Here is a 21,247-nt window from a genome sequence, read left to right as displayed (position 1 = left end):
ATCTTGATTGTACGTTAAATTTATTTTCTAAAAACGACCTTCGTCTTATGTTTGTTGGGGTCTGACCAGTTGCCTCCACTTTTCGTCCAGGCTTTAGCCCCTCGAGGTGTCGGGGCTGACCAGTCGCCTCCACTTTTCGTTACATAAACATAGTAGGTTGAAAGTCGATTGTTAATTGTAGTTTGCCTTTGTCTGTTTCGTCTTGGTAGTATTGTTGGATTCGGTTTAGCACGTCATAGAGTGCAGGTTCAGATTTGTATTTTATCACACATTGATATCGAAAATGGTCTTTTATTTTTGCGATTGGTGATGCGACTGGTCCGAGTACGATTGATCCTTCTGATAAGTACTCTCTTAAATACCCTGCAATTTGTTCGCTTACTTTTACTGTTTTTATCAAATCATTATGTGCTATTGAAATTAAAACTAAATAATAAAAAGGTGGATATCTAAATGAGCGTCTTATTTTCATTTCTTCTTCATAAAACGCTACATAGTCCTGAGTTTTAGCTAATTCAATACTATAATGCTCTGGTGAATATGTTTGTATAACTACTTCACCAGGTTTTTCATGACGTCCAGCTCTTCCACTTACTTGTGTCAATAAGCTAAATGTTCGCTCACTTGCTCTGAAATCAGGTAAATGAAGTGAACTATCTGCAGCTAAAACACCAACCAATGTAACATTTGGAAAATCAAGTCCTTTTGCAATCATCTGTGTACCTAGTAATATATCAGCCTCACCGTTACCAAATTGCTTAAGCATTTTTTCGTGGGCACCTTTACGACTAGTCGTATCATTATCCATCCTGATGACTCGTGCTTCTGGGTACGTTTTTGTAATAGCTTCCTCTACCTTTTGCGTTCCAGTTCCAAAAAATCGAATATGTTCACTTTGGCAAGATGGGCATTGTTTTGGCATATAGGTTTCATATCCGCAATAATGACATTTTAGATGATGGTTATGTTTATGATAAGTTAAGGAAACCTCGCAATGGGGGCACTGAATTGTGTAACCACAATCCCTACACATTACAAACGAAGAATAGCCTCGACGGTTTAAAAATAAGATGATTTGTTCCTTCTTCTCTAATCGATCCAATATTTTTTCATGTAAAGCTGTAGAAAACATCGTACGATTACCGATTCTTAACTGCTCTCTCATATCGACTATTTCCACTTCAGGTAATGGGCCTTGATTAACCCTTTTAGACATTGTATTTAACTCATAAACACCTTTACCAGCTCTAGCAAATGATTCTAGTGTAGGAGTCGCACTTCCTAAAACGATCGGACAATGATGATATTCTCCTCTCCAAATTGCAATATCTCTTGCATGATATCTTGGATGTTCATCTTGTTTATAAGTTGTCTCATGTTCTTCATCAATGATGATCATGCCAATGTTTTCAAATGGAGCAAAGATTGCTGAGCGGGCACCCACTACTACCTTAACTTCTTTTCTCTGAATCTTTCTCCATTCATCATATTTCTCACCAATAGATAGACCGCTATGTAGAACTGCAACATCATTTCCAAATCTACTTTTAAAACGACCTACAATCTGTGGGGTAAGTGAAATTTCTGGTACTAATACGATTGCTTCTTTTCCTTCAGATAGGACCACTTGAATGGCTTGCAAATAAACTTCTGTCTTTCCACTACCTGTTACCCCATGTAAAAGATGAATCTTATTCTTTCTTTCATGAAATGAAGAAACGATTTGCTCAAATGCAATCTGTTGTTCTTCTATTAGTGGTAAAGGCTTAGAACGTTCAATTTCCCTACCTTCATAAGGGTCACGATAAACTTCAACTGTTTTAATTGAAATTACCTCGTTTTTCTCTAATGTCTTAATAGGTGAATCAGTGATGCCAAGACATTCTTTTAACTCCTTCACACTTGTTTGACCATTCATACGTAAGTATTCAATAATGTCTTTTTGTTGTGGAGATTTGATGATAGGTAATTCTTCGTCTAATACCTTTAATAGTGACACTACACGTTCTGTTTTTTTATTTGCTTTATTTTTCACTTCATATTCAATTTCAAGCAATCCTTCTTTAATTGCTCGTTGAACTAATGAAATTTTACTAACTAGACTTTCTATTTCAGTCCATTCTCTTCTTTTTACGATCGAAAATAGATTTGCTAATTCAGGAGCTAATTGATCTAATGCTTCTTCAGATGTTACTTGAACATGTTTTTTATATACAGCTTTAATAGCAGTCGGAAGCATTGCTTGATATGCAGAAATGAAAAAACAAAGTGTTTTTTGAGATAGATAAGAACCTAAAAGAAGAAGTTCTTCTGTTAAAACTGGCATGACATCAAGAACTTCTTCAATTTCTTTAACCTTCTCTACATTCGTTGTTTCTTTTATAGACAATACGAATCCTTGAACTTTCCTAGGCCCAAATGGAACAATTACTCGCATTCCAGGTTGTATTGCATCCTGCCATCTAGTTGGTACTTTATAATCAAAAGGACGGTCTGTTTGTCTGACTGATACATCAACTAAAACTGATGCGTATGTCATCTTTCTACCTCATTTAATAAGTGATGAACTTCAAGTAGTAATTCTTCTGCTACTTCTTTTTTACTCATTTTAGGAAGTGGCTTAACTTCACCATTACGCTTAAAAATGGTGACAATATTCGTATCAGATCCAAAACCAGCCCCTGCTTTTGTTACATCATTAGCAACAATCATATCAGCATTTTTCTTTAAAAGTTTACTTTTTGCATACTCATCTACTTGATCAGTTTCTGCAGCAAACCCTACTAAAATTTGATGTGTTTTATGTTGACCTAAAGTTAGAAGAATATCTTTCGTACGTTTAAAAGCAATTGAAAGATCACCATCAGCTTTTTTCACTTTTTGATCATAAGTAATTGAAGGAGTATAATCAGCAACTGCTGCTGTTTTTATTACAACATCCGCTTCATTATAATAAGACCAAATCGCTTCAAACATTTCCTCAGCAGATTCAGTTTGGATAAATTTACACCCTTCAGGTGGCGTTAAATTAGTTGGTCCAGAAACGAGAATTACCTCTGCTCCTAAAGAAACTGCAACTTCTGCAATACTATAGCCCATCTTGCCCGTTGAATGATTTGAAACAAATCGAACGGGATCAATTTTTTCAACTGTTGGGCCAGCGGAAATAATAATTTTTTTACCTTTTAATAAACCAACTTCTCTTTGGAAATGTTCATTTACGAATTGAACGATTTCTTCCGGCTCTGCTAATCTACCTTTTCCAACATAGCCACATGCTAAATATCCTTCATTTGGCTCAATAAATCGATGACCAATCTCTTTCAATGTGTTCATATTCTTTTGAACAATTGGATGGTTATACATATTAACATTCATAGCAGGTGCGATCCAAACTGGTTTTGTTGCAGCCAGTAATGTTGCCTGAATCATTTCATCTCCAAGACCATTTGCTAATTTTCCAATTGTATTAGCAGTTGCAGGAGCAACAATGATTAAATCAGGCCAATCACCTAAATCGATATGTGCAATTTTTGAACTATCTTTTTCATCAAAAGTATCTATATAAACATCATTTCTTGATAAAGCTTGAAACGTTAAAGGTGTCACAAATTTTGTAGCGGATAAGCTCATCATTACTTTAACGTCATATCCTGTTTGTACTAGTTTACTTGTAAGTGCTGCTGCTTTATAGACTGCAATTCCTCCTGTAACACATAGGAGAATCTTTTTTTGTTCCACTCACCTTCACCCTTTCAAATTTTATTCTTTCTATGTTATATGTCAAAAAATAGGTCTTTTGGACGTTCTATGTCTAAGATACCACAAATATGATTGAATAAATGTTATAGGCTTTTCTAAAAAAAGCTCACCAATGAGCTGATCTTCAAAGTCATAAGTCTAGGTGTACTTATCCTTTTTTTAAAGTCAGTGCTTTTCGTCGATTAAACTACTTGGCTATTTTATCACAAAAATAAGACTGCCCCCATTTCTAATCACCACGAAACTTTTAGGAGAGGTGTTAAACACCACGTTGTCCTTTTTAGTCATATGGAAAATTAGCAAATGTTTTGGGACAGCCTCATCACACAGTTAAATATTAATCTTCTTTAACTTCTTCAAGTTTTCTATAAGATAATAGTCCAGCATTAATTTCTTCTAATGCTTTTCCTACAAATTTATCAGATACTGGTTTTTCAACACGAGTATCTTTATTTACTTGCATTTCGCGAGCACGCTTTGAAGCAACTGTTACTAGCGTATATTTTGAGTCTAATTTTGTTAATAAACGGTCAATCGAAGGATATAACATAGTTTATTCGGCCTCCATCATTCTTTTATAATAATTTGCAACTCGTTCACGTTTTAAATGTTCACTTAAAATAATTGCTTTAATACGGTCACAAGCTAAATCAACTTGATCATTTTCAACTACATAATCGTAAGCATCCATCATTTCAATTTCTTCTTTTGCTGCATTCATACGATTCATAATGACATCTTCAGTTTCAGTACCTCTTGTTACAATTCTATTTTGTAATTCTCTCATACTCGGAGGGGCTAAGAAAATAAAAATTCCTTCAGGAAAAGCTTTTTTTACTTGTAAGGCACCTTGAACTTCAATTTCTAGGAAAATGTCTTTTCCTTCGCTTAATGTTTTTTCAACATAATCAATTGGCGTTCCATAGTAATTACCTACAAACTCTGCCCACTCAAGAAACTTATCTTCATTTATTTTCTGTTTGAAATCTTCTTTTGATGTAAAGAAATAATCTACTCCATGTACTTCACCTTCACGAGGATTTCTTGTCGTCATCGAAATACTATATTGCAGATCTAAATCCTTATTATCAAAAATAGCTTTACGCACCGTACCCTTACCTACTCCTGATGGACCAGAAAGTACGATTAATAAGCCTCTTTCATGCCTCATTTATGACCCTACCCTTCTAATTCTAGACAGTTTAATTTATTAAAGGTCAATCTATTGTCACTTCTTTTTGTGTTTAGAGTCAATTAATAAAAAATTAATTCGTCTTCTACTTCACATTGTTACCGGACCTTTGCAACTATAAACAAATCTTTTACATTATTCAATATTTTGAACTTGCTCTCTAATTTTTTCAAGATTATTTTTAATTTCAACAACTTGTTTAGAAATATCTAATGAGTTTGCTTTAGAACCAATCGTATTCACTTCTCGATTCATTTCTTGTACGATAAAATCTAATTTTCGCCCAATTGATTCTTTTATTTGTAACGTTTCATTAAATAATTCTAAATGACTAGTTAGTCGAACTAATTCTTCAGATATGTCACATCGATCCGCAAAGAGCATAATTTCTGTTAATAATCTTTGCTCATCAAACGCTGTTAATTCAACTTCCGCTAATTTCGATTGGAGTTTTTCACGATATGATTTCAAAACAAGAGGAGAATGAACAGTAATCTGTTTTTTACATTCCTCAATTGCTGTTAATCTTTCTATTAAATCTTTTTTTAGTTGACCACCTTCTTTGCACTTAGCATCAAAAAATTGCTGACATGCATTTTCAGAAGTCGTTAATAATAATTCTTCAAAATTATCATTGATTTGTTCTACTTCACTTACTGTAGTAACTTCAGGTAGCTTTAATAAATCGATTGGATTATATAAAGATTTATTTTGATCTTCACCAGAAAGATGTTCAATCGCATTTTTATATTGTTGAATTAAGCCTTCATCTATTTGTAATGAACGTTGTAATAAGCCCTCAATTGTAACAAAAACCTCTACTCGACCTCGACTAGTATACTCAGCTACAATTTTCTTAATTGCATCTTCATATGCTAATAATTGCCTCGGCATTCGAACGATTGTCTCTAAGTATCGATGATTCACTGCTTTCATTTCAATATGTATTTTGTACTGTTCATTTGACAAAATGGCTTTACCATACCCTGTCATACTTACGACCATTGTTCCACTTCCAATACACTAATTTTCTCTCTAATTTATTTCCCAAATTTCATTCAATATGTAAAAGAGAAAAGGTAATAGAGCATACCTCTACTACCTTAAGGAATTATAACATATTTTAAAATGGTTATCCATTTTGTTCGTAAATTATTTTTTCTTAGTAAATAATGCCCCTGCAAGCATAAAAGTTGGAATTGATGATAGCCCTCCAATTAAGAACCAATCTCTAGGCACGATCGGAATCGTTTTGAAAATAGGTTGTAATGGTGGGTAGTAAATAACAACAAGCATTAATAGCATTGAAACGATAACAGCACCAATTAAATATAAATTTCCGAATACATTTCGATGGAAAATGGAACGTTCACTTCTACAATCAAATACATGAATTAATTGAGCTAAAACTAAAGTAGAGAATGCTACTGTTTGTGCGTATTCTAGTTGATTCGGATGTTGATTATACGAAATAATGAAGGCTAATAGTGTGACAAATCCTATTAAAAACCCTCTTGAAATAATTTTCCATCCTAAACCTCTGGCAAAAATCCCTTCTGATAATGAACGAGGACTTCTTTTCATTACATCATCTTCAGCAGAATCAACACCTAATGCCATTGCAGGTAAACCATCAGTTACTAGATTTACCCATAGAATTTGTACTGGAACTAGTGGTAAAGGTAGCGCTAATAACATCGCAAACAACATAACTAAAATTTCCCCTACATTTGAAGCTAATAAATAACGAATAAATTTACGAATATTACTATAAATATTGCGTCCTTCTTTAATTGCAGATTTGATTGTTGCAAAATTATCATCAAGTAATACTAATGCTGAAGCTTCCTTTGCTACATCTGTACCAGTAATACCCATTGAAATTCCAATATCGGCTGCTTTAATGGCTGGTGCATCATTTACGCCATCACCAGTCATTGCTACAATATGTCCATTCGCTTGAAGAGCTTTAACAATTTTCAATTTATGTTCAGGTGAAACTCGGGCAAACACAGCAGCATCTTCAACAAATTCCTGAATCTGCTCTACAGAAAGTGCATCTAATTCTTTTCCTTCTACTACTCTTCCGTTATCTCTTAAGATTCCTAGTTTTCTAGCAATACTAGAAGCTGTTAACTTATGATCCCCAGTAATCATAACCGTCCTAATACCAGCTTCTTTACATTCTTGAACAGCTTGTGCAACTTCTGCTCTTGGTGGATCAATCATCCCTTGTAAACCAATAAAAGTTAAATTGCTTTCGAGATCCCTTTCATCAATGATCGAATTTGGATTTAATGGTTTAAAAGCAATCGCAATTGTACGAAGTGCATTATTTGCATAAGTTTCAATTGTACTTTCCACTGAGTTTTGTCTAAACGTATTTAATTGTTCTTCTCTTTCATGCCATAAAATTGTATTACATTTTGAAAGTAAGACGTCTGGTGCACCCTTTGTAATCACAAATTGCTCACCTGATCGATTTTTTACAACGACCGACATCATTTTCCGTGTACTATCAAAAGGAAGCTCATGTATTCTAGTAAAATTCGAATTTACATATTCACGGTCAATCCCAGCTTTATAACCTGCAACAACAATTGCACCTTCAGTAGGATCACCATCTAGTACGATTTCTTTTTTCTTTTGAATTAATTGTGCATCACTACAAATAGATCCGAAAACAAGAGTTTGAAATAATTGTTTATTTAAAGTTGGATTAATCGTTCTCTCTTTATTCGTAAATTCTCCATCGATTGCATATCCGTTCCCAGATACTTCATAACTAGATCCGCCCGACCAAATATTTGTAACAGTCATTTTATTTTCTGTCATAGTTCCTGTTTTATCTGAACAAATGACTGAAGCACAACCTAATGTTTCAACCGCTTGAAGCTTTCGAACGATTGCTTTCTTTTTAATCATCCGTTGCACACCAAGTGATAAAGCAACCGTTACAATTGCTGGCAAACCTTCTGGAATCGCAGCAACTGCAAGTGACACACCCGCTAAAAACATATGATATAATTCATTTCCTTGATAAACACCGATAAATACAACTAAAGCTGTTAAAAACAATGCTAAAATAATCAATATCTTCCCTAATTGTTCTAATCGTCTTTGTAAAGGTGTAACAATGGTTTCTGTATTTTGAAGTAAATTCGCAATTTGCCCCATTGCTGTTTTCATTCCTGTCGATACGACAACACCTTTACCATTTCCTCGCGTAACGAGTGTTCCCATAAAGCCCATATTATCTTGATCACCAATACCAATATCATCGGTCTGAATTGATTCAAATCTTTTTTGAACCGGAACAGATTCACCTGTTAGCGCTGATTCTTCTATGTATAAACTTGATGCTTCGATTATGCGAATATCAGCACCAATCCGATCGCCACTTGAAAACTTAATAATATCCCCAACAACTAAATCTTTTGAAGGGAGCTTTACAAATTGTCCATCACGCAAAACATTTACTTGTGGAGCAGCCAATTCTTTCAAAGCTTCTAATGATCTCTCTGCCTTAGCTTCTTGAAAATAACCTAAAATCCCGTTAATTAATACAATTGCCATAATCGCAACAGCATCTACTACTTCCTTTAAAAAGATTGATATAATCGTTGCGCCTAATAGTACAAATACCATAAAATCATTAAACTGATTCAAAAATAAAACGAGTTTGGAAGTTTTCACTGATTCCTTTAATTCATTTGCCCCAAAAGTTGCTCGCCTTTTCTTTACCTCCTCATCAGTTAAACCGGAGGAAACATTTGTGTTCGTTACTTGCACGACTTCTTCCGCTCTCATCCGATAAAAATTCATACCCGCGTTCACCCCTAATTAAACATTAGGTAAGTTGTCCCCCTTACCTCTCATAAAAGCATATTCAGACTCGTCCAAATAAATGATATAATGATGAAAATAAATCTAGCTTTTAACCAACTAGAACTGTGACAAGACCAATCAAGATATTGTATGATTGAATTCCATGAGAAATTTCTTGATTGTTTAATTAATGGATATGAGCCAGTTTAAGAATTATGTTGATTTGAGAAATATATTGAATGTAATTAGAAATTAATTGGAATTTTAAGATCGAAATTAGAGGGACAACCTAAAAATACGGTTGTATGGTCTTTTAAAATTTATTATTAAATTTAAAAGCTCAAGACCCCACAGGAACGAGGAAGCTCGGGGAATTTCGCTCCATGGAAAGCGAGTACTCTAAAAGTGGAAATCAACGTTCTATTTTCCATCGATATTGGTTCACATTTAATAACCTCATCATTTTATTGATAATGATTAAAAGTTATAATTTTTTTAAAAATAGTGTTTTAAAGAGTAGGACGTGATACATATGTCTTTTGACGGACTTTTTACAGGAGCTATGACAAACGAAGTAGCTTCTAAACTAACAACTGGAAGAATATCAAAAATTGTACAACCAAGTAACTATGAAGTACTACTTACTGTGAGAGCAAATGGTGCCAATTATAAACTAATAATAAGCGCTCACCCTAGTTACGCAAGATTTCATTTTACAAATCAAAACTACGATACCCCATCTGAACCATCTATGTTTACAATGCTTTTAAGAAAACATTTAAATGGTGGAATCATTGAAAGCATTACGCAGTTAGAACACGAACGAATCGTTAACATTAAAGTTCGTAGTAGAAATGAAATTGGTGATGAACAATACCGAACATTGATCATTGAATTAATGGGTAGACATAGTAATATCCTTTTAATTGATGAAGAAAGACAAATAATATTAGATAGTATAAAGCATGTACCAATGGCTGTTAATCGTCATCGAATAGTACAGCCCGGTGCTACTTATATTTCTCCTCCTAACCAAGAAAAACTTGATCCATTTCAGGTCACTTCTATAGAGGAGTTTAATCAAATTATTACTCAAAGTGATCATTCACCATCCGAAGCAATTGTTCAACATTTCTCCGGAATCTCTCCATTACTCGCAAATGAAATTGTCTATAATGGAAAAGAAGATGTGTATAATTCGTTTAAAACAATCATGAATGAAATACAATTAAAAAAGTTTACTCCTTCACTTTTCCGCTTAGAATCAAGAGAAATGTTTTATTTCATAAATTTATCTCACCTACAAGCTGAACAAACTGTTTTCGACAGCTTAAGTGAGTTGTTAGATGTTTATTACTTTGGTAAAGCTGAACGTGACCGTGTAAAACAACAAAGCGGCGATTTAGAAAAACTGTTACAAAATGAACTGACCAAAAATAAGAAAAAAATTAAAAAGTTACACAAAAGTCTTGAAGATACTGATAAAGCAGATAAAATTCAGTTACAAGGCGAATTGCTTACTGCAAATATGTTTGCACTACAAAAAGGTATGAAAGAAATTGAAGTAATTAATTACTATGACGAAAATGGTGCAACAATGGTCATTCCTTTATCGCCATTAAAAACACCTTCTGAAAATGCACAAGCTTATTTCACCAAATATACTAAGCTTAAAAATTCAGTCGCACATATTGAAGAACAAATTAAATTAACAAAAGAAGAAAATGATTATTTAGAGACAGTTATTCAGCAAATTGAGTCTGCTTCACCACGTGACTTAGAAGAAATTAGAGAAGAGCTTGTGGAGACGGGTTATATAAGAAAGAAAAAATCGAAAAAAGCCCAAAAGTCTAGTAAACAAAAAGTTACATTAGATGAATATATCTCTACTACTGGTGAACAATTATTAGTCGGTAAAAATAATAAACAAAATGATTATTTAACAAATAAACTTGCAAGTAGAGACGAGCTTTGGTTTCATACAAAAGATATCCCGGGCTCTCATGTTGTCATTCGTGCTAAGGATCCTAGTGAAACTGCGATAAAAGAAGCAGCTATTATTGCTGCATATTTTAGTAAAGCACGTCAATCAAGCTCAGTTCCAGTTGATTACACTGAAATTCGCCATGTTAAAAAACCAAATGGTTCCAAACCAGGTTTTGTTATATACGAACAAAACAATACTGTTTATGTAACACCTGATGAAGAACTTGTTTTAAAATTGAAGAAATAAAAAAAAATGGTGCCTATTTAGGGCACCATTTTTACTTATATACCTTAGAGTATAGTAAATATAAATATAGTTGTTCTATAATGCTAACATAAAAAAAGATAAGCTAAAATTCAGCTTATCTCTTATCTTTCATTTTGCAAGTAGCTTAACGCCTGTTTTGTCTTCTCAATATATTCTATGTCATTATTCGAACACATAAATTTGACATTTGTTTGTCCAGTTTCATTTAATTGGCCATTTTCTCCAAGAAGCTGGATTAATCTTTTTACAGTACCACTACTTCCATCAACAATTTGAACATCTTCAGGTAAAATCTTTTTTAAGATGTTTTTATAAAATGGATAATGAGTACAGCCTAAAACAATTGTTCCATATTGCTCAATATTAAATAATGAAAGTTTACTTTTAAAATAATCAATCATAAAATTTTCATCAAAATTTAATTCCTCACAATAATGAACAAGCTCTGGTAAAGGCAATGAGTCTACAATACTTAGGTCGTCCACCCTAGAAATAAGCTCATTATACTTTGTTTGCTTTAACGTAAGTGGAGTCGCAAAAACTAATACTCTTTTACCAGTTGTTCTGTTCATTTCAACAGCTGGTTTTACAGCCGGTTCCATACCGATAATGGGAAAATCATACATTTCTCTCAATTCATTTACTGCAATACTAGTAGCCGTATTACATGCAATTACAAGTGCTTTTACATCTTCTTTAATAATCATTTCAACAGACTTTTTTACAAATGCACTTACTTCTTCCTTCGACTTTGTACCATAAGGAACGTGAAGTGTATCAGCAAAATATAAAAAATCTTCATTTGGTAATTTTTTCAGTGCCTCATTTAAGACAGTTAACCCACCAATTCCTGAGTCAAAAAAAGCTATTCTCATTTCAATTCACCTAATAATTTTAATTTAATGAAGTCATTTGTGAAAGTGTCTACAAATCATAACATTATTCAACAGAGACAAACTTTTACAAATATATAATACTAAATTAACCTAATTATGGATGAATGTAAACTTTTCAGAAAATAGTTAACTCTGCGGTCGATTATTTTTAAAAATGAAAAGCTTCTCATTTCGTGTTTCCGACTTATAGAACATTTAATTTACTAGTTGCTTGTAGTACTCCTGTCACCTAATCTTAAGATAATGATTTTAATATTGTTGAATTAGAAACAATATTTTATATAATATTGTTAGTGAACCAACGGGTGGGAGGATTGACCATGAACAAAGAAGAACAGCTTATAATGGGTTTCAGGAACGTATTTAACAAAATGGTTTGGCTTAATAAGTTTAAGATGGAAGAGGCTCTTAAGGGGTATCAATCTTCTGAAGTACATTGTATCGAATACATTGGAAAAAATGTAGATTCCAACGTGACCAAACTCGCTGATTCTTTATATATGACAAGAGGTGCCATTACTAAAATAACGAAGAAGCTTATAAATAAAGGACTGATTGAAAGCTATCAGAAACCGGATAATAAGAAAGAAGTTTATTTTAGGCTTACTGAGCAAGGAAAAGTAATAGACAATATCCATGAAGAACTACATAAAAAGTTCCGAGAGCGAGATCAAGTAGTATTTGATCAAATAACCGAAGAACAATTCGAGAGTATGCTTAACTTCGTGAACAATTATTGTAGTCATTTAGATGCAGAAATAAAGAAACAAGGGATCGATATAGATCGTATACCTGAATGAATTTGAATAATAAAGAATCACTTGCAGCCAATACTCTATCAGAGGATCGGCTGCTTTTTTTATCCTAATATAATTGTTGACAAGGAAACAAAATCACCGTACGATAAATATGTTTCCCAGGAATCAAAATTATCGTTTTTGAGAGGAGAAATTTTATTGTTCAAATTTAGATCACACAAAGAACAGAAACTAGAACAAACCATAGATAAAAAGGCTTTACTCTTCGGTCTTATGTCCGTCTTTCTTTGCGGAATAGGCTTCAGTATCATCACACCTGTCGTACCATACTTAGTACAGCCTTATATAAGCAATCCCGGAGATCAAGCCATAGTTGTTACGTTGTTGACTTCAGTTTATGCAATATGCGTTTTTTTTGCAGCTCCTGGACTCGGAGCATTAAGCGACAGATATGGCCGCCGCCCAATACTTTTAGTATCCCTTTTAGGTTCCGCCATCGGCTACTTAGTTTTTGGCATAGGAGGAGCTCTATGGGTCCTTTTTGCTGGACGTTTAATAGAAGGGATTACTGGCGGGAGCATAAGCACAATCTTCGCATATTTTGCAGACATCACCCCTAGTGACCAACGAACCAAATACTTCGGGTGGGTAAGTGCCGTTGCAGGTGTAGGCGCAGCTATTGGACCTACTCTAGGTGGTTTACTTGCCAAGTTTGGATATTCAGCACCCATGTATTTTGGAGCAATCATAACTTTACTAAATTTTGTTTTTGGAATCTTATATATGCCAGAGAGCCTTGATATGAATATCAGACTGAAAAAGATTACTTTTGTAAGGTTGAATCCATTCACCCAGTTAGTACACATACTTTCCATAAAAAACTTAAAATGGCTACTCATCTCAGCGCTCCTACTTTGGATACCAAATGGATCATTACAGGCAGTTTTTTCACAATTTACAATTGATACATTCAACTGGGAGCCTGCACTTATTGGACTAATGTTCTCAATTATGGGCGTCCAGGACATCATTTCACAAGGTTTCATCATGCCAAAGCTGTTAATTAAATTTAGTGATTCACAAATAGCAACTCTTGGTATGGTTTCAGAAATTATGGGCTACAGTCTTATTGCTGCATCGGCTTTGTTCACATACTACCCTCTACTTATTGTTGGAATGTTTATATTTGGGTTTGGTGATTCAATCTTTGGGCCATCATTTAATGGAATGGTTTCCAAGACTGTTAATCCTAGTGAACAAGGCAAAATTCAAGGAGGTAGCCAATCTATTCAGGCTTTAGCAAGAATAATTGGGCCGATTATAGGAGGTCAAATCTACGTATCACTTGGTCATGCCGCCCCTGCTTTTATGGGTATAATCCTTATAGCAGTAGCAGCAACAGTATTAAATAAGAATAGGTTTATAAATAGATAAAAGAGGTACTCTTTAGAATACGGCGGTCTTAGGGTTACCGCCTTTTTTCTATCTAGTGATATGGAATAGTAAAAATATCTTGATCAATCAAAAATATACTTCAATCCGACAAAATTTATTTTATAATGAAGTACATGGTTCATAGTTCAGAAACAAGGTGGTTAGTTAAATGAAAGAAGAATTACTTAAAATTTTTGATGAATCTGGTAATCATATAGGAGAAGCCTCTCGAAGTGAAGTACATAAAAAGGGATTATGGCACGAAACATTTCATTGCTGGTTACTCAGTTTAGTAGAAGACAAAGCTTCCATCTATTTTCAAATCCGTAGTCATCTAAAAAAGGATTATCCGAATTTATTTGATATTACTGCTGCTGGTCATTTACTATCTACTGAAACAGTTCAAGATGGATTAAGAGAAGTAAAAGAAGAACTTGGAATAGAAGTAAAAATGGAAGATGTCATCCCTCTTGGCATCATTAAAAATTCGATCATTTTAGAAACGATTAATGATCATGAATTGAGCCATGTTTTTTTACTTAAAAGCAATAAACCTTTTACCGATTTCAACCTACAAAAAGAAGAAGTTTCAGGCATAGTGAAAGCTGATTTCAATCAATTTTATCAATTCGCACATGGTTTAAGAGATACAGTAGAAGTTGATGGTTTTCAAATTACTGAAACAGATGAAAAAATTCCAATACAAAAATCAGTAGATAAAAATCAGTTTGTATCTCACGAAAGTAATTATCTTTTAGATGTTGTTGAATTAATAAAAAATAACATACATAATGAATTTTAATTTTAAGAGCCCTTAATTTGTATGGGCTCTTAGCTATTTCTAAAATTCCATTTTATTACGAAAAGAAAACAATATTTTTATCCTAATGGATTTTCACCAAATCTTGCCCATAATTTTGGAAACATCGATTCTAATCCATCAGAATCTTCTTCATCCCAGTCAAATTCGATTTCGTTTGCAGGCTTTAGACCTTTTTGTTCTAGTTTTTCTAACAGCTCATCATAACTTTCATCGTCCCACTCAATATCGCCTGTTTTTAATAAGGTATAGGCATCTTGTCCTACATTTAATAATTCTTCATTTTGAGGATAGCCTTCTTCATCCAGATTTTCATCATTTATGTAATTTGCTAAGAAATCATGATTTTCCATTACTTTGTGATAAATTTCTTCACCTTGACCAATAAGCCACCCTCTAAAATAATCAAATGTATCATCTGAACATCCACCCATTAGTATATACCCAGCAGCCCATAATTTTGATTGATAACTCTCTTTCATTAAACCTTGAAAATGCAACTCGAAATCCACTATTTCATTTAAACTTTTTTTACTTAAAACCTCAATTAACCATTCAGCTTGATCTTCATTACTTTTAGACTCTTCAATTAAACTCCAAAACTCTTTTTTATTCACTTATTAATCCTCCTAATTCAAATTAACAAAATAATTATAATTTTATCATACATGTTCCTTATCTATTTTAGATAAATATATTAAAAAACCCTAAATTATTAGGGTTTTTAATTTCATTCAATATCTTTACTAAAAGAATAAGAAAGCTTTTTATACTCCATTTTATGCTCATAAAAACGGTGCGCATTTATTCTTTGGACACCGGATTGTAGTGTTACTAGTTGACATCCATTTCTACTACCAAACTCAGAAATAAAATCTAGTAATTTCTTACCGTATCCATTTGAGCGTTTACTTTCATCCGTCACTAAATCGTAAACAAACACATGTTTACCGTTATAGAAATTTGTTAAAATACTAATTCCAGCGACTGCAACTGTCACTCCTTGAACTTCTAACCCAAATAATTTATAGCCTTGTTTTTGCATTTCTTCATACAAACTAAAAAATGATTCTTCATTTAAATGTGTACGAAGTTGTTTTAAAACTTCAAAGCCTTTTCTTAACTCTTCTTTTGTTTCGTAAAGTTTTACTGAAATATTAGTCATTCTAACACTCCTTTTTAATCTTTTTACGATACACTAATTACATTTTCACCAGTTTCAGCTTCTCTTTTAAATAATCTTGAATACACGCCATCTTTTTCTAATAAAGAATGATGCGTACCTTCTTCGACTACTTTCCCATTTTCGAGTACAACGATTCTGTCCGCTGTTAATACGGTAGATAATCGATGTGAAATTACGATGACAGATTGTTTTGATTTCCGCCTTTGAATCGCTTCATTTATTTGCAACTCTGTAATCGGATCTAAAGCAGAACTTGCTTCATCTAAAATTAGAATAGGGGAGTTTTTAACTAAAGCTCTTGCTAATGATAATCTTTGTTTTTGACCACCAGATAATAGTGCCCCTCGTTCACCAATTGATGATTCTAGACCTTCTGGTAATGAATTTAAATAGTCTGATAATCCACTATCTTTTAGAGCCTGGATCATTTCATCATCTGTGACCGATTCATTTCCTATACGAATATTATCAGCTAAACTACCATTTCTTAGTTGTACATCTTGCGAAACAAACGAGATCGCATCTCTAATCCACTTTGCATTTGCTTTTTCAATTGGTAAACCATCTATTTCAATTGTTCCCTGATTTAACGGATAGAAACCTAATAATAAATCTACAATTGTTGATTTTCCAGCACCACTTGGTCCTACTACGGCCACTGCTTCCCCTGGTTTCACATAAAATGACAATCCATTTAACACAAATTCTTCCTTCGTTGGATAGGCAAATTTAACATCTTTAAATTCAATTAACCCATTAACAGAATTTAATTTTTCACCCTCTTGTACTTCAAATTCCGAAACTTCTTCAGCTAACAATTTTTCAGAACGATCTAATGCTGGACCAGTTCTACGTACTGATAGCCAGTTTCTTAGCATTCTTTGAATTTCATTAGCCGCAATGGTCACAAGTCCCCCTGCCGTATACATTTGTCCCGTTGTGATTTGATCATTTGAAATTAGTAAAACACTTATAAAATAGACTGCAGCTAAAGCAAATCCATTATAGCTACCGATTACGACAATTGATTGCATTCTTGCTTTTAATTCGATAATTGATTCCTTCATAAATGATTTACGGATATCGGCAACACTTTGAATCTCATAATCCGTTGCACCAAGAATTCTCGAAAGTTGGATTCCTGTTACTGATTCTCGTAATCTTTCTAAATAACGTGACGCTTCATTTCTAGCTTTAGCCGAAGCAATTCTAGTACGAGCTCCGACTTTATTAGAAGTCCAGTAAAATAAAACACCTAAAACTACACTCGTAATCATTAAATAAGGATTAATCCAAAGTAAGACAATACTATATATAAATACTCCTTGTACAGAAGCCATAAAAGTAGAGCCTTCCCATGCTAAAAAGTTATGCAGAGTATCTGGGTCATCAGAAACTCGTGCTAATAATTCACCAGATTTAGATTGATGAAAATATGAATAAGGTAAAATTTGCAAGTGCTTAAATAAGCGTAGTTTTTGCCAGTTTGTAACAGATTTAGCAATATGATGACAAAAATATTCATCAATGACCATTAAAATTAAATCAAGAATTGCAGCAATTACAAGCAACCACATTAATCCCCATAGTAATGCATTGTCATGATTTGGGAGTATATGATCAATTAACCAACCAGTTCCTAGTGTTGGTATTAATGCTGCACAAACTTGACTTAAAGCAATGACAAATGAATCTGCAAATACCCATTTTTTATGAGGTTTGAGAAAGTTTATGACTCTTTTCCCATCGCCTATTTTTTTAGTATTTTTCTGCATCATACAGCACTCTCCTTTTCTAGTTCACTGTATTGTGCCATATATAATTGATAGTACTGACCTTTTAATGACAATAATTCTTCATGTGTACCTTGTTCAGCAATACGTCCTTTATCTAATAATAAAATACAGTCCGCATCTTTTACTGTTACAAGTCGATGTGCAATTGTAATTGTTGTACGACCTGGGATTAACTTTTCAAGTGAAGATTGTACCTTTTCCTCTGTTTCTCCATCTAATGATGATGTAGCCTCATCGAAAATTAATACTGGAGGATGACGTAATATTGCTCTTGCAAGAGCTACTCGTTGTCTTTGACCACCAGATAATTTTAGGCCTCTCTCACCAACAATCGTTTCAAAACCTTCCTGTAGTGACTCAACTAAATCAGATAAGTCCGCTGCTTCAACAGCAAGCCCAAGTTCTTCATCAGTTGCATTAGGTTTGGCATAAAGTAAATTTTGCTTTAATGTACTATTTAAAAGAAACGTTTCTTGAGAAACAACACCAATATTTTGGCGTAAAGATTGATAATCATGAGAAGATAAATCTTTATGATCAACTGAAATCGATCCAGAAGAAGGCTCGTATAATCCGAGTAATAACTGAATTAAAGTACTTTTTCCTCCACCGCTTGAACCAACAATCCCAATATGTTGACCTGCTTTAATTGAGAATGAAACATCTTTCAGGACTTCTTCAGTTGAATTTGGATAAGTAAATCGAATATTTTTAACTTCTATATCACCTTTCACTTCTCCAAATTTCGGTAAATCATCAGGTTGTTCTGCTGGTAAGTCGAAGTACTCATAAATTCTTTGAAGTGCTGGAATTGCTTGTTGAATTGTTAATGCATTTTCAGCTAACGAGCGGACAGGCATAAACATAGTTGGGATAAAACCTAGAACAGCAATTAATGTACCAACTGTAATTTCATGCTGCCAGATCGAGTATCCACCAATTAACATAATGACCCCTGGTGCACCATTATTAAACACATTTCCTAAACGCCAATTAACCTTCCCAATTAAAGCCAATCGAATAGCAAATCTTTTCCAAACAGACAGCTTATCTTCTAATTTTTTATTTTCTTTATCCTGTGTTTGAAATGTTCGCACTAGACGAACAGATTCGATACTTTCTTGAGTGTGATTATATAAATCAGCACTCATATCACGAGCTATAGCCCCCATTTTTCTTACTTTTTTACCAATCATAAATGAAGGAACTAAATAAATTGCAAATACAATAAGCATGACCACTGCCGCTGGCCAATATAAAGGAAACACCGCTATAAATGCTGCAATTGCCGCAATTACTTGTTGAATAAAACGAGGTATAACTGTATTATTCAAGTTTTGAACAGACTCTACATCATGAGTTAACCTATATAACATATCCCCGCGAGGTGTAGTTGAAAAAAACGTCATCGGTGCTTTTTGAAGCTTTGTAAAAGCACGTAATTGCATATCTGTAATTACATCTAAACCAATTTTTACTTGAATAAATTCTTGTAATGATTCAAAACCGACCTTAAATAAGAATGAAAGCATAATCCCTAAAATTAAATAAAAGATAATTCTTGAATCAGGGCCCCCAACAATCTCATCGACCAATTTCCCAGTTAAAATCGGCGGAATAATCGCAAATGCGCCAGCAATTAATGAACATGCAAAAGCAATGAGAAATACTTTCCAATACGGTTTAAAATGATTAACTGTTTCGATTAAAATTTTCATCTATTGCCATCCCCCTAACCTGTAACATTTTACAATATTTTCGAACTATTTTCACTATTAAAATTTTTACCAGGATTAAAGTAATACATATCTAAATGGATCTGGTAAGATATTTTTGAATGTTTATGTTGTGTTTCTCCCAGAACTACTTTCCATTCTCAGTTCTTCGTTATTCCTTTTCTGTTCTCAAATATATTTTAATCATTCAATTAATCTATTTCTTCATTAAATTGATTGAACATTCGTACACTATTAGTCTTAAGGGGCATAAAAAAAATCTACAACTAGAGTCGTAGATTTTAAGAATTTTTATTTGTTTAATTATTTATGCAATGTAGATTTATGAAAAAATCATTCTTATTCTATTTCAATATTTTAAAATCATATGAATGAACTGATTTCCCTTTTACTGACGACAAAATTTCCTCTACACCTTTCATTTGAACTACCTTTGTCTTTTTGCCAGTTTCTAAAGAATATTGTTCAATATAATATTTAACTTTCTTTTTGAATCATACCTTACAACAAACATTGAATCATTTTTGAAATATGTTTGCTCTCCATAGCGATACGGACCTTTTCGTGGATTTTCAATTGTAAATTTCTTTTTCACTAGATTACTAGTAGTGTCCACTGAGTAAACTTCACCTAATCCGTTTGCGTAGAAAAGCTGCTTTCCATAAAGATAGATCGAATGATTAGGGCTGTATGGAATTTTAGCGGTCAATTGATTGATGGTTTTATTTTGATAAGAAACAAGTGTGATCATATCTTGCTTTAATGTTTTCTTATATATTCGAACTAGTACTACTTTCTCATCCTTCAAATTCCCTTGTTTCCTTTCCTCAAGTACCATGTAGTGATAATTTTCATCACTAATAATCTGTGAGCTAGGGCCGTAGCTGTTATAAGTAGATCGTTTTTTAAGCTGAGTTAAATCTTTTATTTTTAGTTTGTTGTCGTCGAAATCAACTTTACGTAAATGACAAGTCTCATTATCTTCTGTTAAAATAAGGATGTCATTTTTATCTACACCCGATGTATAAATATAATGGGGGATATTTTCTTTTTCGAATCCATTTTCATTTCCATATAATACATTTGAAGCATAACCATTTTTTACAAAACCTGAATTAAAGATAGTAAAAAAAAGATTTGAACTTTTTAAATATCCTGTTATTTCCCCTGTATGTTGATACTTCATTTTAACTTCTTTATACTTATTCCCAATTAAACGTAGTGTTTCTTTATCCTCTATTAAAAGGCCAGTTTCTCCTAACCCAACACTACCAAGTTCCAATCCTTTCATTTTATACCCTCTAGCTACACCGTCATCATTAATAAAAATCGCGATACTAATCCCTCTATTATCCATATCTTGGTCCGCAGTAGAGGAATAATATAAGACGGCTTCTTTATCATCTAAAAAGTTATTTTTACGAATGGTCTCCTCATTTACAATAAATGGAGAAACTCTCATTTTATTAACTACAACATAACAACTGTAAATAACAAGGAAACAAGCTAAAAATAGTATGATATATTTATACTTTCTTTTCATTTTTTTCTCCTAGGTTATAATAAAAGGCAATAAGTCAAACTG

Annotated in this window: 16 protein-coding genes; 4 read left to right on the top strand and 12 right to left on the bottom strand. The window is 33.2% G+C overall.

Annotated elements, in window-relative coordinates; all coding sequences use genetic code 11:
• Positions 1 to 139: 139 nt before the first annotated feature.
• The 6 genes from priA to COJ46_RS14785 form a co-directional block, all read right to left on the bottom strand.
• Positions 140 to 2,539 (bottom strand): primosomal protein N', encoded by a 2,400-nt coding sequence (gene priA / locus COJ46_RS14810; protein ID WP_097975528.1) that lies wholly within the window; start codon positions 2,537 to 2,539, stop codon positions 140 to 142.
• Positions 2,536 to 3,741, bottom strand: a complete 1,206-nt coding sequence (gene coaBC / locus COJ46_RS14805; RefSeq protein WP_097975530.1) for a bifunctional phosphopantothenoylcysteine decarboxylase/phosphopantothenate--cysteine ligase CoaBC — start codon at positions 3,739 to 3,741, stop codon at positions 2,536 to 2,538. Before coaBC ends, priA begins: the two co-directional genes overlap by 4 nt.
• 358 nt (positions 3,742 to 4,099) lie before the next feature.
• Entirely contained in the window at positions 4,100 to 4,312 is a 213-nt protein-coding gene (gene rpoZ / locus COJ46_RS14800) for a DNA-directed RNA polymerase subunit omega (RefSeq protein ID WP_025568819.1), read from the bottom strand.
• Between the two features lie 3 nt (positions 4,313 to 4,315).
• The gene (gene gmk / locus COJ46_RS14795) at positions 4,316 to 4,933 is read right to left on the bottom strand and encodes a guanylate kinase (RefSeq protein WP_069034530.1); all 618 of its coding nucleotides are present in this window, start codon (positions 4,931 to 4,933) and stop codon (positions 4,316 to 4,318) included.
• Between the two features lie 156 nt (positions 4,934 to 5,089).
• Entirely contained in the window at positions 5,090 to 5,959 is an 870-nt protein-coding gene (locus tag COJ46_RS14790) for a YicC/YloC family endoribonuclease (protein ID WP_097975532.1), read from the bottom strand.
• Positions 5,960 to 6,106: 147 nt separating this feature from the next.
• A complete protein-coding gene (locus COJ46_RS14785; protein WP_097975534.1) occupies positions 6,107 to 8,779 on the bottom strand; it encodes a calcium-translocating P-type ATPase, SERCA-type in 2,673 nt (890 codons plus the stop codon).
• 535 nt (positions 8,780 to 9,314) lie between these two features.
• Here COJ46_RS14785 and COJ46_RS14780 point away from each other — a divergent pair.
• On the top strand, positions 9,315 to 11,015 hold the full coding sequence (locus COJ46_RS14780; protein ID WP_097975536.1) for an Rqc2 family fibronectin-binding protein: 1,701 nt from the start codon (positions 9,315 to 9,317) through the stop codon (positions 11,013 to 11,015).
• A 122-nt stretch (positions 11,016 to 11,137) separates the two neighbouring features.
• Here the strand turns inward: COJ46_RS14780 and murI are convergent, their stop codons facing one another.
• Complete coding sequence (murI, locus tag COJ46_RS14775; protein ID WP_097975538.1) at positions 11,138 to 11,911, bottom strand: glutamate racemase; 774 nt, start codon at positions 11,909 to 11,911, stop codon at positions 11,138 to 11,140.
• A 341-nt stretch (positions 11,912 to 12,252) separates the two neighbouring features.
• Between murI and COJ46_RS14770 the strand changes: the two genes are divergently transcribed.
• The 3 genes from COJ46_RS14770 (at position 12,253) to COJ46_RS14760 (ending at position 14,926) form a co-directional block, all read left to right on the top strand.
• Positions 12,253 to 12,732, top strand: coding sequence for a MarR family transcriptional regulator (locus COJ46_RS14770; protein ID WP_097975540.1), 480 nt, complete (start codon positions 12,253 to 12,255; stop codon positions 12,730 to 12,732).
• A gap of 156 nt (positions 12,733 to 12,888) precedes the next feature.
• Positions 12,889 to 14,124, top strand: a complete 1,236-nt coding sequence (locus COJ46_RS14765; RefSeq protein ID WP_097975541.1) for an MFS transporter — start codon at positions 12,889 to 12,891, stop codon at positions 14,122 to 14,124.
• Positions 14,125 to 14,293: 169 nt separating this feature from the next.
• Positions 14,294 to 14,926: an NUDIX hydrolase gene (locus COJ46_RS14760; protein WP_097975543.1), complete on the top strand. Its 633-nt coding sequence runs from the start codon at positions 14,294 to 14,296 to the stop codon at positions 14,924 to 14,926.
• A 77-nt stretch (positions 14,927 to 15,003) separates the two neighbouring features.
• Here COJ46_RS14760 and COJ46_RS14755 read toward each other — a convergent pair whose 3' ends face one another.
• The 5 genes from COJ46_RS14755 to COJ46_RS14735 all read right to left on the bottom strand — a co-directional run bounded on the left by COJ46_RS14755 (position 15,004) and on the right by COJ46_RS14735 (position 21,205).
• Positions 15,004 to 15,561 (bottom strand): DUF4240 domain-containing protein, encoded by a 558-nt coding sequence (locus COJ46_RS14755; RefSeq protein WP_097975545.1) that lies wholly within the window; start codon positions 15,559 to 15,561, stop codon positions 15,004 to 15,006.
• A gap of 113 nt (positions 15,562 to 15,674) precedes the next feature.
• Complete coding sequence (locus COJ46_RS14750; RefSeq protein WP_097975547.1) at positions 15,675 to 16,109, bottom strand: GNAT family N-acetyltransferase; 435 nt, start codon at positions 16,107 to 16,109, stop codon at positions 15,675 to 15,677.
• Between the two features lie 23 nt (positions 16,110 to 16,132).
• The gene (locus COJ46_RS14745) at positions 16,133 to 17,908 is read right to left on the bottom strand and encodes an ABC transporter ATP-binding protein (RefSeq protein WP_097975549.1); all 1,776 of its coding nucleotides are present in this window, start codon (positions 17,906 to 17,908) and stop codon (positions 16,133 to 16,135) included.
• On the bottom strand, positions 17,905 to 19,644 hold the full coding sequence (locus COJ46_RS14740) for an ABC transporter ATP-binding protein (RefSeq protein WP_097975550.1): 1,740 nt from the start codon (positions 19,642 to 19,644) through the stop codon (positions 17,905 to 17,907). The genes COJ46_RS14745 and COJ46_RS14740 overlap by 4 nt, the downstream gene beginning before the upstream one ends.
• A 469-nt stretch (positions 19,645 to 20,113) precedes the next feature.
• A complete protein-coding gene (locus tag COJ46_RS14735; protein WP_097975552.1) occupies positions 20,114 to 21,205 on the bottom strand; it encodes a hypothetical protein in 1,092 nt (363 codons plus the stop codon).
• Positions 21,206 to 21,247: the final 42 nt, after the last annotated feature.

This window comes from Bacillus sp. AFS077874 (assembly GCF_002566505.1).
Taxonomy (GTDB): Bacteria; Bacillota; Bacilli; order Bacillales; family Bacillaceae_G; genus Gottfriedia.
The sequence above is the reverse complement of the archived record's forward strand: the minus strand, read 5'-3'. Positions and strand labels throughout refer to the sequence as shown.

What these genes read in the sequence shown, in the direction of transcription:
- COJ46_RS14770 (WP_097975540.1), top strand. Translation starts at nt 12,253, where the DNA reads ATGAACAAAGAAGAACAGCTTATAATGGGTTTCAGGAACGTATTTAAC.
- rpoZ (WP_025568819.1), bottom strand. Translation starts at nt 4,312, where the DNA reads ATGTTATATCCTTCGATTGACCGTTTATTAACAAAATTAGACTCAAAA.
- COJ46_RS14735 (WP_097975552.1), bottom strand. Translation starts at nt 21,205, where the DNA reads ATGAAAAGAAAGTATAAATATATCATACTATTTTTAGCTTGTTTCCTT.
- COJ46_RS14780 (WP_097975536.1), top strand. Translation starts at nt 9,315, where the DNA reads ATGTCTTTTGACGGACTTTTTACAGGAGCTATGACAAACGAAGTAGCT.
- COJ46_RS14745 (WP_097975549.1), bottom strand. Translation starts at nt 17,908, where the DNA reads ATGATGCAGAAAAATACTAAAAAAATAGGCGATGGGAAAAGAGTCATA.
- gmk (WP_069034530.1), bottom strand. Translation starts at nt 4,933, where the DNA reads ATGAGGCATGAAAGAGGCTTATTAATCGTACTTTCTGGTCCATCAGGA.
- COJ46_RS14760 (WP_097975543.1), top strand. Translation starts at nt 14,294, where the DNA reads ATGAAAGAAGAATTACTTAAAATTTTTGATGAATCTGGTAATCATATA.
- COJ46_RS14790 (WP_097975532.1), bottom strand. Translation starts at nt 5,959, where the DNA reads ATGGTCGTAAGTATGACAGGGTATGGTAAAGCCATTTTGTCAAATGAA.
- COJ46_RS14750 (WP_097975547.1), bottom strand. Translation starts at nt 16,109, where the DNA reads ATGACTAATATTTCAGTAAAACTTTACGAAACAAAAGAAGAGTTAAGA.
- priA (WP_097975528.1), bottom strand. Translation starts at nt 2,539, where the DNA reads ATGACATACGCATCAGTTTTAGTTGATGTATCAGTCAGACAAACAGAC.
- murI (WP_097975538.1), bottom strand. Translation starts at nt 11,911, where the DNA reads ATGAGAATAGCTTTTTTTGACTCAGGAATTGGTGGGTTAACTGTCTTA.
- COJ46_RS14785 (WP_097975534.1), bottom strand. Translation starts at nt 8,779, where the DNA reads ATGAATTTTTATCGGATGAGAGCGGAAGAAGTCGTGCAAGTAACGAAC.
- COJ46_RS14740 (WP_097975550.1), bottom strand. Translation starts at nt 19,644, where the DNA reads ATGAAAATTTTAATCGAAACAGTTAATCATTTTAAACCGTATTGGAAA.